The organism is Rhodococcoides navarretei (assembly GCF_038069675.1).
Classification (GTDB): Bacteria; Actinomycetota; Actinomycetes; order Mycobacteriales; family Mycobacteriaceae; genus Rhodococcoides; species Rhodococcoides navarretei.
Window position 1 is genome coordinate 5,055,100 of the sequence record NZ_JBBPCN010000001.1, and the last position, 13,274, is coordinate 5,068,373.

General features: G+C 64.6%; 12 protein-coding genes. 4 read left to right on the forward strand and 8 right to left on the reverse strand.

Annotation, left to right across the window (positions count from 1 at the left end):
* Positions 1-52: 52 nt before the first annotated feature.
* The 3 genes from AABD04_RS23880 to AABD04_RS23890 are packed head-to-tail and all read right to left on the reverse strand — an operon-like array spanning position 53 to position 3,249.
* Complete coding sequence (locus AABD04_RS23880; protein ID WP_341442750.1) at positions 53-1,348, reverse strand: alpha-amylase family glycosyl hydrolase; 1,296 nt, start codon at positions 1,346-1,348, stop codon at positions 53-55.
* Positions 1,348-2,526 carry an alpha-hydroxy-acid oxidizing protein gene (locus AABD04_RS23885; protein WP_341442751.1) on the reverse strand — a complete coding sequence of 393 codons (1,179 nt, stop codon included), beginning with the start codon at positions 2,524-2,526 and terminating at the stop codon, positions 1,348-1,350. The genes AABD04_RS23880 and AABD04_RS23885 overlap by 1 nt, the downstream gene beginning before the upstream one ends.
* Before the next feature lie 9 nt (positions 2,527-2,535).
* Complete coding sequence (locus tag AABD04_RS23890; protein ID WP_341442752.1) at positions 2,536-3,249, reverse strand: type 1 glutamine amidotransferase; 714 nt, start codon at positions 3,247-3,249, stop codon at positions 2,536-2,538.
* 48 nt (positions 3,250-3,297) lie between these two features.
* Here AABD04_RS23890 and AABD04_RS23895 point away from each other — a divergent pair, with 48 nt between their 5' ends.
* From AABD04_RS23895 to AABD04_RS23905, 3 genes are all read left to right on the forward strand, one after another.
* The gene (locus tag AABD04_RS23895) at positions 3,298-5,247 is read left to right on the forward strand and encodes a helicase-related protein (protein ID WP_341442753.1); all 1,950 of its coding nucleotides are present in this window, start codon (positions 3,298-3,300) and stop codon (positions 5,245-5,247) included.
* 93 nt (positions 5,248-5,340) lie between these two features.
* Positions 5,341-5,496 carry a DUF6131 family protein gene (locus tag AABD04_RS23900; protein WP_243596606.1) on the forward strand — a complete coding sequence of 52 codons (156 nt, stop codon included), beginning with the start codon at positions 5,341-5,343 and terminating at the stop codon, positions 5,494-5,496.
* Positions 5,497-5,908: 412 nt separating this feature from the next.
* Entirely contained in the window at positions 5,909-6,667 is a 759-nt protein-coding gene (locus AABD04_RS23905) for a GTP pyrophosphokinase (protein ID WP_374230336.1), read from the forward strand.
* 67 nt (positions 6,668-6,734) lie between these two features.
* Here AABD04_RS23905 and AABD04_RS23910 read toward each other — a convergent pair whose 3' ends face one another.
* Positions 6,735-8,354, reverse strand: a complete 1,620-nt coding sequence (locus tag AABD04_RS23910; RefSeq protein WP_341442754.1) for an MFS transporter — start codon at positions 8,352-8,354, stop codon at positions 6,735-6,737.
* Positions 8,355-8,437: 83 nt separating this feature from the next.
* Between AABD04_RS23910 and AABD04_RS23915 the strand changes: the two genes are divergently transcribed.
* Positions 8,438-9,004 (forward strand): TetR family transcriptional regulator, encoded by a 567-nt coding sequence (locus AABD04_RS23915; RefSeq protein ID WP_243596608.1) that lies wholly within the window; start codon positions 8,438-8,440, stop codon positions 9,002-9,004.
* A gap of 156 nt (positions 9,005-9,160) precedes the next feature.
* Here the strand turns inward: AABD04_RS23915 and AABD04_RS23920 are convergent, their stop codons facing one another.
* From AABD04_RS23920 to AABD04_RS23935, 4 genes are read right to left on the reverse strand one after another with little or no spacing between them, the layout of a single operon-like run.
* Positions 9,161-10,480: an MFS transporter gene (locus AABD04_RS23920; RefSeq protein ID WP_341442755.1), complete on the reverse strand. Its 1,320-nt coding sequence runs from the start codon at positions 10,478-10,480 to the stop codon at positions 9,161-9,163.
* Positions 10,477-11,025, reverse strand: coding sequence for a 3-isopropylmalate dehydratase small subunit (locus AABD04_RS23925; RefSeq protein ID WP_341442756.1), 549 nt, complete (start codon positions 11,023-11,025; stop codon positions 10,477-10,479). Before AABD04_RS23925 ends, AABD04_RS23920 begins: the two co-directional genes overlap by 4 nt.
* A complete protein-coding gene (locus tag AABD04_RS23930; protein WP_423228187.1) occupies positions 11,022-12,287 on the reverse strand; it encodes a 3-isopropylmalate dehydratase large subunit in 1,266 nt (421 codons plus the stop codon). Before AABD04_RS23930 ends, AABD04_RS23925 begins: the two co-directional genes overlap by 4 nt.
* A 5-nt stretch (positions 12,288-12,292) precedes the next feature.
* Positions 12,293-13,168: an isocitrate lyase/PEP mutase family protein gene (locus AABD04_RS23935; RefSeq protein ID WP_423228188.1), complete on the reverse strand. Its 876-nt coding sequence runs from the start codon at positions 13,166-13,168 to the stop codon at positions 12,293-12,295.
* Positions 13,169-13,274: the final 106 nt, after the last annotated feature.

Here is a 13,274-nt window from a genome sequence, read left to right on the forward strand (position 1 = left end):
TACCGCTCTCTTGCGCTCGACGTAGACAGCCGAACACAACCGAATGCAGCGATCAGCCGATGACAGCCCACCCATGCGGCGGAACGTTTACCCGTCCGTCGTTCACATGCGCCTCACCGGCCAGTACTTCGCTGCCCTGGACCGGGTAGTCGATGGCCTCGTCGCCGAGGTTCTGCGCCACCGTCATCGAATTGTCGTCCGCGTACACGCGGTAGAGCAGCGCGGTGTTGGTGAGCTCGAGCGTCTCGGTGCGCGCGGAGTACAACCACGGATTGCGACGCCGCAGACCGATGAGCTCCTGGTGCACTCGAAACACGGGCCAGCCGTACGGGGCGAGATCCTCGGACGTGTCGGGGTATTCGGGACGGACCTCGTCGTCGCCGCCGACCCGATCTTCCTTGATGCCGCGGAAGGCTTGCTCGTCGCCGTAGTAGATCATCGGCATACCGCCCACGGTGAACAGAACCACCAACGCGTGCAGCAGATGTCGCTCGTCCTCGATGACGCTGGCGATGCGATTGACGTCATGGTTGCCGACGAACGTGGCGGGTACGAAGGCGTCGAGCCACCCGTTGTGACGCTCCAACGCGTGCGACAGCTCGAAGAAGTTCTTCTCGCTCAGCCCACTCCAGATCGCCTTCCACAGTTCGTACTGAGTGACCGAATCCAGCGTGGAGGCCGAGACGATTCGGTCGTAGTCGCCGTGAATGACTTCGCCGAGAAAGTATGCGTCCGGGTGCTTTTCGCGAACCTTCGGCAGTACCGCCGACCAGAAGCGTGGTGGCACCGCGTAGGCCGCGTCGAGCCGCCAGGCGTCGACGCCGCGTTCGAGCCAGTACGACAGCACGTCCACGACGTACTGCTGCACGTGCGGGCTCTCGTGGTTGAGTGCCACCAGTTCGTCGTGGCCCTCGAAGTTGCGATGCGTCGGCTCGTCGCCGGACCAGTCGAGGTGGAACCACCCCGCGGCCTCGGAGTCCGGACCCTCGGCCAGAGCCTCACGGAACTTCGGAAAGCTCTGCGCCACATGGTTGAAGACGCCGTCGAACATGACCTTCAGGCCGCGCGAATGCGCAGCGGCGATCAACGAATCGATGTCCTCGTCCGTACCCAGCCTGCCGTCGACGTGGTAGTAGTCGACGGTGTCGTAGCCGTGCTTCTCGGATTCGAAGATCGGACCGAGGGCGATGCCCGACGCGCCGAGTTCGAGGGCGTAGTCGAGCCACTTCTCGATTCTGTTCAGCCGATGCAGATCCGCTTGCGACTCACCGTCCCACCCGTGCACCGGAGCGCCGGTGAAGCCGAGCGGGTACAGGTGCCACCAGATGGCGTGCTTCGTCCACTCCATCAGGACGCCTCGATCGAGTCGCGGCCGAGCTCGCCCGCACCGGCATGGCCGGACAGGCTGGTCACCAAGTCGAATTCGGCCAGCAGGCAACGTAATACGTGTGCAACACCCTCCTGCCCGCCGAGCGCGAGGCCGTAGAGGAACGGGCGGCCGAGGAGAACCGCATCGGCCCCGAGGGCAAGAGCCTTGGCCATGTCGGCGCCGGTACGCACACCGGAGTCGAACAGGATGGTCAGTTCGTCGCCCACCGCCTCGACGATGGACGGCAACGCGTCGAGTGATGCTCTGGCACCGTCGATCTGACGTCCACCGTGGTTGGAGACGACGATGCCGTCGACTCCATGGGCTGCGGCTTCTCGGGCGTCGCCGACGGTGCAGATTCCCTTGAGCACGATCGGGCCGTCCCAGTGCTCACGCAGGAACGCCAGGTTCTTCCACGACAGCCCCGGGTTGGGGAACATCTGCGCCCAATGCATCGCGGCCGCAACGGGATTCTCCTCGACCGGCTGAGCGAGTCCGGCTTGAAAAGCCGGATCGCTCAGATAGTTCTCGATACCGAGGTTGGCCAGGAACGGTAGGTACCCGCGGTCGAGATCGGCGGGCCGCCAGCCCAGCAACGTCGTGTCGAGCGTCAGCACCAACGTGGTGAATCCGGAATCCTTCGCACGCTGCAGGAAGCTCAGCAACACCGACTCGTCCGTCGGCCAGTACAGCTGATACCAGCGGGGAGCGTCGCCACCTGCCTCGGCGATCTGCTCGAACGAATGCGACGCCTGCGTCGAATGTATGTACGGCACACCGAGTTCCGCAGCTGCGCGGACGGTGGCGAGCTCCCCCTCGGGATGCGCGAGGGTCTGAATACCCACCGGGGCGATCAGCAGTGGCGCAGGCATCTCGGTGCCGAGCACGGTGCACGCATGATCACGCGAGGCTGAGCTGCGCAGCATCCGCGGCGTGATGGCCCACCTGTCGAAGGCGGCCCGGTTCGCCCGCGCCGTCGAGCCACTGCCCGCGCTGGCGACGATGTAGCCGAGCGCCTCGGGCGAGAGCTTTTCGGCAGCCTGGTCCTCCAGCCGCGCCAGGTTGGTGGTGATCGACGGTGTCTGCTGGGCGAACATACCGGCGGCGTAGATGCCGAGTTGGTGATCGCTGAAGTTGCTGGGCCTGGCCTCGGTCATCGTTCGACCCTACCGGGGCACCGCCGAGGATCGGGCGAGAAATGCGTCCAGCAGAGCCGAGCAACGCAACCGAGCTGCAGGTTCGGCGTCTGCGATGGCTCGGCGTATCTCGTGCACGTCCACCGCATGTTCGACGCCGTCGCGGTCCCACGCCGCTGCCCACGCATCGTAGGTATCGAGGTCGATCTCGGGGTGGAACTGCAACCCGAGGTGCGGACCCAGAACGAAGGCCTGTTGCGCAGCCTTGTTGCGGGCGATGACCGTGGCCTCCGGCGGAGCGGTGAACGTGTCGCCGTGGAATTCCATCCACGGGCCCGCCCCGACGAGCTCGGGATCGGACGTCTCGACGTCGACGAATCCGTACTCGGGGTGCTCGGACTTGCGGACGGATCCGCCGAGCACGCGAGCGAGCAATTGGCCGCCGAAGCACACGCCCAGAACCGGGACCTGCGCATCGATCGCCTGCTGCACGTACGCGATCTCCGGCGCGAGCCACGTCAGCGTGTCGTCGTACGCGGCATCGGGTGAGCCCATCACCACCACCAACTGCGCGTCGAACAGTCGCGGCGGTGCGACATCGGGGCTGTGATCGAAGGAATGCACGTCCAACAGGAAACCCCTGGTGCGCAATTCGGCGTCGAGGGTGCCGATGTCGCGTCGCGCGAGAGCGGGGTCCTGATCGTGGACGAGTACTACGGCGCGCGGGTCGTTCGTGTCTGTCACAGGGCTCCTTTACGGTGTTCGTGCACACCGTACGACAGACTGGATCCGATGCCACCTCGTAGACGCACAGCCCGATCCACCACTGCCCGCACCGTGAAGGCCGGGCAGAGCAGCGCTGCACGAAAGTTCGCGGCAGCGAAGAACGGTGAGCCTGCGGCAAAGAAAGCTGCCCCGAAGAAGGCCGCACCTCGTAAGAGAGCCGCTCCGCGCAAGACCTCGTCCCGCAAGTCCGCTGCTCCGGATCTGCGGGTGCCCGATCCCGGCGAGCGCGTCTGGGTGTTGGACGTGCCGTTCGAGGACCGGTCGGCGGCGGGCGCTGCCGGGGCGCGCTGGTATCCGGGTCCTCGGGTGTTCGCCTACTACGGCACGGAGCTGCCCGAGTACCTGAAGCCGTACGAGTCGATGCCCTACAGCCTGCAGCGCTGGCTCGAGGACGATGCCAACGAACACTGGCGTGACGAAGAGGTGCGGGAGCGGGCCATGCAACCGCGCGACACCCAACTCGAGTCCGTTCGACGCCATCTCGCCGCGCTCGAGGCCGGGTTCCCTTATTTCGCGCAGATGGATTCGACGGGACTGGGCAAGACGTTGGCGGTGTGCGAGGCAGTCCGGCAGATGTCGGCGGCCCAGATCGGCACGGTGCTGGTGGTCGCACCCAAGGGTGCGTTGCCGGGGTGGCGTCGCACCATCGCAGACAGCGAGGCAGACATCGAGCCGTCCGACCGCAAGCGGTGGTTGCTGATCACCTACCAGTCCACCAAGAAGCTGCTGTCTGTTCCGCCCGAGACCGATCTGGGCAAACGTAAACGGACGCAGAACAAACGGACCATCTCGCTGGGCGAGCTTCGGTTCGACATCGACGTGGTGATCGCCGACGAGTCGCATGCGTTGATGAACATCGAATCCCAGCAGTCGCAGATCCTCTGGCGGTATCAGGAGGCGGCTCGCTCGGTGGTGTGGATGTCTGCCACGCCCGGTTATCAGCCGTTGCACTTCGCGTACATGGCTCGCGCGGTCGAGCGCAGCCGAGGGGTCGAGATCCTGGGCGACGAGGAGTATCTCGGCTACGCGGTGACGATGAAGTGGGCCGAATTCCTCATCGAATCCGGGTTCGCCGTCAAAGCAGGCAAGGCGACGACGGGGTTGACGACGTGGCGCTGGGAGCCCGAGGACGCGGCCCGACGCGCCCGCGACATCGCGTCGGTGCACAGCTGGTTGTCGGGAGGCGCTGTGCCGTGGTCTATTTCGCGGCCGTCCCCGCCGACTCCGCGGGAGCCCCTCGGTCAGGAACTCACGGCCGCGCAGAAGCGCCTCTACAACTCGGCGTGGGTGGATTACCGCAAGGAAGTCGGCCTGCCGATCTGGAAGGCCGTCGGCGGAAAGCGAGTGCTGCAGAAGAACCCGAGCACCCGCGCCGCGACTCTGCGCTTCCGCCAGAAGTGTTCCTACTTGCGCATTCCGGCGACTGCGGACCAGGTACGGACGTGGGTCAAGGCAGGCAATCAGGTGTTCGTCTCGATGTTCTACCGCGAGTCCGTCGCCGCACTTGCGCAGACGCTGCGGGACGAGGGCCTCGACGTCGCCGTGGTCGACGGGAGCATGAGCAGCCCAGATCAGGAGGCGTCGATCAGACGCTTCCAGACCGGCGACGCGTCGGTCATCGTCTCGACCACCACGAGCGCGATCAACCTGCACACCAACGAGTTACTGCTCCCGGAAGGGACGGTCTCCACCCTTGCGCCACGCGTGACGCTGATTCACGACCCGAGGTGGACCCCCATCGACATCAGGCAGATAGAGGGCCGCGCGAACCGAATCGACAAGGATCACAACCACACCACCTCGACGTGCTACTACGGCTACGCCGAGGGCACCGTCGAGGAGGAGATGGTACTCACCGGCATCGAGCGCATCGCGGATCTGGGATCGATCGTGGGGCAGGCGGATCTGATCGATCCGGAGGCCTTCCTCGCGGCGAAAGTGGATGCCGGAAAATAGCGACAATTGTGAGCAATCGCCAACGCGCCCGGGTAGGTTCGGTCCCATCGGCAATTCGTCGGTAGCGGAATCACTTTGGCACCAGGAGTAGTCATGATCGTTCTCGGAATCATCCTCGCCCTCATCGGCTATTTCGCCGGTATTTCAATTTTGACGACTCTCGGCATCATCCTGGTGGTCGTCGGCGCGGTCCTGACGGTGCTCGGTTCGATGGGGCGCGCAGTCGGTGGCCGCAAGACGTGGTTTTGACAGACCCGTTAGAACATACGTTCGATTTCTGCTAGTCTGAGCGGGCCCCCGGAGTTGGCGATGCGGCCAGCGGAGCCACTTCGGGCGGTCCACATCGGATGGCATGGATCTCGAAGGCGGTCGCGCGCGATGGCACTCGAACCAGAGCCCGCAGCCGGTTCGCTGTACCGCGTGGGGGATCGATGGGCCGAGAGAGCGCCGACTCGATGCGGGAACGGTCATCGGCTCGTCGCCAATTCTGTTCTCGTCGGTTCGCGGGCGTGTTCGTGTGAGCTCGGGCATCACCGGACGCACCAGTGCCAGTCCTGCGGGGTCGTGAGATTCACACCGGAACTAGGCCCGTCGTGCAGTGATGCGAGCTTCGATTCTCGCGCCGCGCGCGCCCGGCCCGCCGTCGTGGACAATCGTGTCCATGAACGAGGTCATGAAGAACGGTGATGCCGAAGTCGACCTGGGTCGGCTGAGACACGATTTCACGCGATTCATGATGAGTTACAAGTTCGGGATCGACGAGCTGATCACCAAGATCAACATCCTCAAGCAGGAATTCACCCACATTCACCGGTACAGCCCCATCGAGCATGTCTCGTCGAGGTTGAAGACGCCCGAAAGCATCATCGACAAGGCCCGACGCAAGAAGTGTGCTCTGACGCTCGATGCGATCCGCGAGAGCATCTTCGACGTCGCCGGGGTCCGCATCACGTGCAGCTTCATTTCCGACACCTACCGCATCGCGGACATGCTCAGCAGCCAGACCGACATTCGGGTCGTCGAGGTCAAGGATTACATCGCGAACCCGAAACCCAACGGCTACAAGAGTTTGCACCTGATCGTCGAGATTCCGGTGTTCATGTCCGACCGCGTCCAGCCGGTGCTCGTCGAACTACAGATCCGCACCATCGCGATGGACTTCTGGGCGAGCTTGGAACACAAGATCTTCTACAAGTACCGCGGAGAGATTCCACCGACTCTGCTGGCCGAACTGACCGAGGCCGCCGAGAGCGCGAACAAGCTCGACGAGAAGATGGAGAGCCTGCACGACGAGGTGGTGGAACTGAACGGCGACACCGAGAACTCGATCGACCTCGGTGCGATGCCGCCCATGGCCCTGCCGCCGGAATTGCTGCACATGTTGCTGACGGCGCAGGCCGACGCGATCGACCCGGACTGACGACACTTTCGAAACGAAGAACCCCGCTGCTCGACAGGTGAGCAGCGGGGTTCTTGTCACTGTGGAGCTATCCGATGTGGACCGGGGTGTCTCCGACGGGCAGGTCGTCCTTCTTTGCGCGGACGAGCCCGAGCACAACCGGGCACACCAGCGCGACCAGGATCGCGGCGGTTCCGAAAGCCCAGGCGTAGCCCGATACCTCGGCTGCGAACGCGTGATCGATGGTGGCCAGCACGAAGTCGCGGATCGGCTCCGGCAACGCGGCCAGTACCTCGTCGCTGGGGACTTCCTGGCTTGCGAGGGCCTCGGCGGGAACTCCCGCGGGCGGCGTCGGCGCTGGGTTCTCGGCCAGGTACGAGGTCTTCGACGAGGTGTACACCGTGGTGAACACCGCTGCGCCGAGTGCGCCGCCGACCTGCAGGGTGGCGTTGATCAGAGCGGATGCGGCACCCGCGTCGTGATCCGGGACGCCGATGAGTGCCACGTTCTGCATCGGCACCATCAGTAGACCGAGGCCGAGACCGAGGAGCACGACGCCGGGGAGCACATGAGTCCAGTAGGAGGTGTCGACGCCGATCTGCGTCAGCAGGAGCAGGCCGATCGCCGAGACGACGGGGCCGACGGCCATCAGCGGCTTGGGCCCGATCTTCGGAACGAGAGCGGACGCGATCGCAGCGGTGATCAGGATGCCGCCGGTCATGGGGAGTGACGCGACGCCGGCGATCACCGGACTCATCTCGAGCACGATCTGGAAGTAGAAGGTGAGGTACAACGTGCCGCCGAGCAGTGCGGCACCGATCACCGCGGATCCGATGTATGCGGCACCGCGGTCACGGCCGAGCAGCACGCTCATCGGAAGCAACGGGTTGTCGGACTTGGTCTCGACGACGACGAACGCGGCGAGCAGAGCGAGGCCGAGCGCGATGAAGGAGATGGTGGGTACCGTCGCCCAGCCGTCTTCGGCTTCGGTGAAGCCGTAGACCAGCGATGCCAGTCCGAGTGCGACGAGGATCGCGCCGGGCAGGTCGTAGCGAGTGTCTCCGTGCGCCTTGCTTTCCTTGACCAGCGGGACAGCGGCTGCGATGGCGAAGATCGCAACGGGGATGTTGACGAGCAGGCACCAGCGCCAGTTCGCGTATTCCGTGAGTACTCCGCCGAGAAGCAGGCCGACGGCTGCGCCGCCACCGGCGATCGCTCCGAACACTCCGAATGCCTTGGCGCGTTCCTTGGTGTCGGTGAACGTGACCGTCAGGATGGCCAGTGCTGCGGGTGCGAGCAGTGCGGCGAAGACACCTTGGCCTGCGCGTGCGATGAACAGCTGCCAGCCCTCTTGGGCGAGTCCGCCGATGGCGGAGGCAACGGCGAAGCCTGCCATGCCGACGATGAACGAGCGCTTGCGTCCCCAGTAGTCGGCGATGCGTCCGCCGAGCAGCAGGAGTGCGCCGAACGACAGCGCGTAGGCGGTGATGACCCAGGCGCGGCTGCTGTCGCTGATGCCCAGGTCCAGCTGTGCCTGCGGCAGCGCAATGTTGACGATCGTGCCGTCGAGCACGATCGTGAGCTGCGTGATGGCGACGATGCAGAGCACCAACCACCGGCGCTCGTAATTCGGATTCGGATCCGACGCTTCGCGCTCGGAGACCTGCGACATGTTTCTACCCCACTCGTACTCGTTGATTCTGGGCACGAAAAATGTCCCGATCGAAAAGGTAGGCGATGCGGCACCGGGTGTCAAACGAACTAGTTGGTTGGCGAGGTAGGGTGGCCGCTATGAAGCCTGACGCCAGCGCAACCCGCGCCCGCATCGTCATCGCTGCCCGTGACGAGTTCTCCGAACACGGACTGGCCGGGGCCCGGGTGGATCGCATCGCGGTTGCAGCCAAGGCCAGCAAGGAACGCCTGTACGCATATTTCGGAGACAAGGAAACCCTGTTCCGGGCGGTCGTCGAGGACGGGTTCGCACGGTTCATCGACGAGGTCCCCTTCGCGGTCGACGACCTCGGCGGATACGCGGCGCGCGAATACCTGCATCTCGCCGCGCATCCCGAGGAGCACCGACTGCTGCTGTGGACTCAACTCCAGGGCGGTACGGCGACCTCGGGCACCGACGACATTCGCTCGGTCATCGCACAGCGACGCAGCGCCATGGCAGTCGCACAGCAGGAAGGTCTGATCTCCGACGCTTTCACCGTCGACGACCTGTTCACCATGATCTTCGGCATCACCTCGGCGTGGATGACCGCACCCGGCAGCGACTGCGGGCCCATCGACGACACCGAACACCAGCGTCGGGCATCGAAAATCGAGGGTGCCGTACGACGACTCTGCGCTCCGTAGCGTTGTCTATCCATCTCTAGCTTTGCTTCAAGAGTGACGAATAGTGGGGTAGTGGGGCCGGTTTTCCCGCAAACGCGCGCGCGTTTGTCGAGTTCACCGACCCGCCCCGACCCGACCGAACTGATCGGCGCTCTGCTGACAGCAGAGCGCCGCGAGCTACACAGGAAGCTTGCTGTGGCCCGTCTCCTTGATGGTCAGTACCGTCGCAACGCCGATGACGCACACGCCCATCACCCAGTACGCCGGTGACATGGCGTTGCCGGTCGATTCGACCAACTGTGCGGCCACGTACGGCGCAGTTCCGCCTGCCGCGATCGTTCCGATGTTGAAGCCCAACGACACTCCGGTGTACCGAACTGCCCGAGGAAAGAGCTCGGTGAACAGCGGGAAAGCCGGGACCTGCACCACACCGTTGAGCACCATGTACACGAAGTAGACGACGCCGACGATCAGAATGCTCGACGTGGCACCGAGAATCATGAACACCGGCAGCGCGATGATCACGTACGCCACATAGCCGAACAGCAGTACCGGTTTGCGGCCGAACCTATCGGTGAGCATGCCGCTCAGCGGGAATGTGGCGCAGGCCAACGCAATTGCCACTGCCGACGTCCAGTACACCGAGTCCTTCGAGAACCCGAGGTCGTTGATCAGATACACGCTGAAGTAGGTCAGTCCGATGTAGCCGGATCCGTTCATCGCGATCGCGATGCCGACCACGCGGAGCACCGACCACGGTTGCCTCTTCACCACGACACTCAACGGGCTCTTGGCGACCTCGTTCTTGGCTGCCATCTCCTCGAACTCCGGGCTGTCCTCCAGCTTGAGCCGCACCCGGAGACACACGAACGCCAGAGGCAGAGCGAGCAGGAACGGGATGCGCCATCCCCATGACGACATCTGTTCGTCGGTGGTGATCAGAGCCACGAGCCCGACGACGGCCGCGGCGACGGCAAAGCCGAGTGTCGATCCCACCGGCGTGAAGGACCCGAAGAATCCCCGACGGTTCGGCGGTGCCGATTCCGCGATGTAGGTTGCGGCTCCGCCGATCTCACCGCCCGCCGAGAATCCCTGGGCGAGCCGGATGATGACCAGCAGAATGGGTGCCAGCACCCCGACACTCGAGTGCGTCGGCAGCAGTCCGAGAATGCCGCAGGCGACACCCATGCACACCACGGTGATGACGAGGGCGTGCCGACGGCCCTTGCGGTCACCGAGTCGGCCGAAGAAGATTCCGCCGAGCGGACGGGCGACATAGGCGACACCGAACACGGCCAAGGTCGCGAGAATCGACACGCCGGGGCTGGTGGATGGGAAGAACAGCGGCGCGATGATGACGGCGAGGAAGCCGTAGACCGCGAAGTCGTAGTACTCGATGAGCGTGCCGACACCTCCGGCCAGCGCAGCTCGGCGCGCGGTCGTGGTGTCCGCCTTGGGCGGTACGACTCCTGCGCGGGAGTGTTCGGTGTTCGTCATCGCGCTGATCCTTCTGTGAGTGGTTGCGTGCTTCGGTGTTCGGAGAGAAGAAGTTCGTACGAACCGCCTGCTTCGATGACGGCGACGGTTCGGGCATTCGGTGGATGACCGGTGATCGTGGTGCCGTCCTGCTTCGACACCTCGGCCCGACGCCAATCCAGTCTGACATCGTCACCGACGGCCACCGCGTCGGATATTCCGGGAATGGTGATCAACGGCATTCCGTTGAAGGTCTCGCCCCGCCAAAATCCGGGCGAGAACGATTCCGCCACAACGGCACTGATGCCCAGGTTGCGGAGCGCCACCATCGGCGGATAGTGCGGATGCCCGTAGCCGAAGTTCCGCCCACCGACGATGATGTCTCCCGGCCGAACTCGGTCCACGAAACCCGGGTCGTACGCCGTCATGCACACCGACCGTAAGTGGTCTGGGTCGTAGGACTTGATGTTGGCGACACCCACCACGAGGTCGATGTCGAAGTCGTCACCGAAGATCCACGCCACACGGCCTTCGATGACCTCCGGTGGCGGCGGGTACGCGCTCATGAGCCCACCTGCGCGATCGAGCCGGCGAGCGCACTGGCCGCGACGGTGAAGGGCGAACCCATATAGATGTTGGCGTCGGAGCTACCCATCCGGCCGGAGATGTTGAGCACCCCGGTGGAAATGCAGTTCTCGCCGGCCGCCAACGGCTTCTGGTATCCGAAGCAGAAGTCGCAGCTCGACACCGCGATGTGCGCGCCCGCCGACCTCAGGATGTCCAGCAGCCCTTCGCTTTCTGCTTGATCGTGCACTTTCTGCGAGGTCGGCACGACGTTCAACTCGACGCCGGGAGCGACGGTCCGGCCGTCGAGCACCAGAGCCGCCGCACGCAGATCCTCGATACGACCGCTGGCGCAGGATCCTATGAAGGCCTTGGTGATCGGGATACCGGCGAGGTCGGCAGCGGTGTGGGTGTTCGCTGCCCGGGCCGATCCGGGCTGCACCACCTGCGGGACGATGGTCGACAGGTCGATGGTGTGGCGGGCTGCGTAGGCCGCCCCCTCATCGGGGAGGACGGGGGTGAACTCTGCGCGCGCGACATCACGGGCGTAGGCGAGCGAGAGTTCGTCGGGCTCGAATATCGCCGATACCGCGCCGGTGAACATCGCCATCCCGCACAGCCCCTGCCGGTGGTCGATCTTCATCGATCGCGCTCCGGGGCCACCGAACTCCATGACCTGGTGCGCGCATCCGTCGGCTCCGACAAGGTCGATGATCGTGTGCACGAGATCGCGACTGTCGACGCCGGGACCGAACTCACCCACGAGGTCGAACCGGGTGGTGGCCGGAATGTCCACGTACAGCTGACCCGTCACCCAGGCCTCGATCAGATCGCGGCGAATGCCCCAACCCAGTGCGCCGAAGGCGCCGATTCCGCTGATGTGCCCGTCGAAGTGGACGAGGAAGTCGCCTGGGGTCGCCAGACCGAGCTCGGCGGTCAATTGATGTCCGATGCCACGACCCTCGTGCAGCTCGATGCCGTAGAACTCGCACCAGTCTCGCGTGACCTGGTGCACCTCTTGTTCTTTGGCATTCTTCTTGGTGAGCATGTGGTCGATGAAGACGACGTACCGGGATGGGTCCACGAGTTCGGTGATGCCGAAGTCCTCGCGCATCTGCCGAAACATCACGTCGGTGTAGCCGGGGAAGTCGTAGGCGATCATGCGAGCGGGCCGGACAGCGTGATTCTCCCCGGCGTGCACCACCTCGGCGTCACAGGTTCGGCCGAGGATTTTCTCGACCATCGTCAATGCATCGGAGCTCATCTCGGTCACACGTTCGTCTCGGAGGGAAGGTACTTGCGTTGCGCTGCTTCCACTTCCGGAAAGCCGATCAGATCGACGAACTCGCTGTGCTGCAGTGCGTCTGCACTGACATCGGCCGGTGCTTCACCTCCGGCGAGGCGACGCAGAGCTTCACGAGCAGCCCCGGTCGCGGCCATCAGCACCTGTGTGGGCAGAAGAGCGAGTCGAACACCGATCTGCTGCAACACCTCCGGGGTGAACTCGCGCTCCGTCCACGTCGACGCGGTCAACGTCGCCATCAGCGGGACGCCGACCTCGTCGTGGCAGCGAGCCCACTCCTCGGCGGTCTCGAAGGTCTTCGTGACCGGCATGATCATGTCGGCACCGGCGTCGACGTACGCGGTGGCGCGTCGGATCGCGTCGTCGCCCCGCGCATCGGTGCGGGCGATCATCAGGACGTGATCCGGAAGCGAATCCCGGACGGCCCGTACTTTGCCCGACGCTTCCTCGACGCTGATCAGGTCCACCGGCTCGCCCACGCAGATGGGGCACTTCTTGGGCGAGAGCTGGTCTTCCATGAAGACGCCCTGAACACCCGCGGCGGCGAATCGGCCTGCGGTCCGCGCGGCGTTCACCGCGTTGCCGTAGCCGGTGTCGATGTCTGCGACCAGGGGCAACGCGGACGCTTCGCCGATGGTGCGCACGGCCTGGAGGTTCTCGGTCATCGTGTAGAGCTCGGCGTCGGGCAGTCCGAGGGCAGCCGACACCGCAAAGCCGGAGGCGCACAGGGCCGAGAACCCGGCCTGCTCGGCGAGCTTGGCGGTCAGCCCGTCCCACACGCCGGGGGCGTACACGAGGCCCTGTTCGGTCAGTTCCCTGAGTGTCGCAGTCATACACACCATCCATTTCGTATTGCGAAACGCATTCCGAAACTAGAGTGGTGGCGATCACAAGTCAAGAGGGGTTCGTAGGATGGCGGCAGCACTTCCCAGTCCGATCGAAGGAGCA

Coding starts and splice junctions, on each gene's coding strand:
- AABD04_RS23880 (WP_341442750.1), bottom strand. CDS start 1,348: ATGGAGTGGACGAAGCACGCCATCTGGTGGCACCTGTACCCGCTCGGC.
- AABD04_RS23885 (WP_341442751.1), bottom strand. CDS start 2,526: ATGACCGAGGCCAGGCCCAGCAACTTCAGCGATCACCAACTCGGCATC.
- AABD04_RS23895 (WP_341442753.1), top strand. CDS start 3,298: ATGCCACCTCGTAGACGCACAGCCCGATCCACCACTGCCCGCACCGTG.
- AABD04_RS23900 (WP_243596606.1), top strand. CDS start 5,341: ATGATCGTTCTCGGAATCATCCTCGCCCTCATCGGCTATTTCGCCGGT.
- AABD04_RS23905 (WP_374230336.1), top strand. CDS start 5,909: ATGAACGAGGTCATGAAGAACGGTGATGCCGAAGTCGACCTGGGTCGG.
- AABD04_RS23915 (WP_243596608.1), top strand. CDS start 8,438: ATGAAGCCTGACGCCAGCGCAACCCGCGCCCGCATCGTCATCGCTGCC.
- AABD04_RS23920 (WP_341442755.1), bottom strand. CDS start 10,480: ATGACGAACACCGAACACTCCCGCGCAGGAGTCGTACCGCCCAAGGCG.
- AABD04_RS23925 (WP_341442756.1), bottom strand. CDS start 11,025: ATGAGCGCGTACCCGCCGCCACCGGAGGTCATCGAAGGCCGTGTGGCG.
- AABD04_RS23930 (WP_423228187.1), bottom strand. CDS start 12,287: ATGAGCTCCGATGCATTGACGATGGTCGAGAAAATCCTCGGCCGAACC.
- AABD04_RS23935 (WP_423228188.1), bottom strand. CDS start 13,168: ATGGTGTGTATGACTGCGACACTCAGGGAACTGACCGAACAGGGCCTC.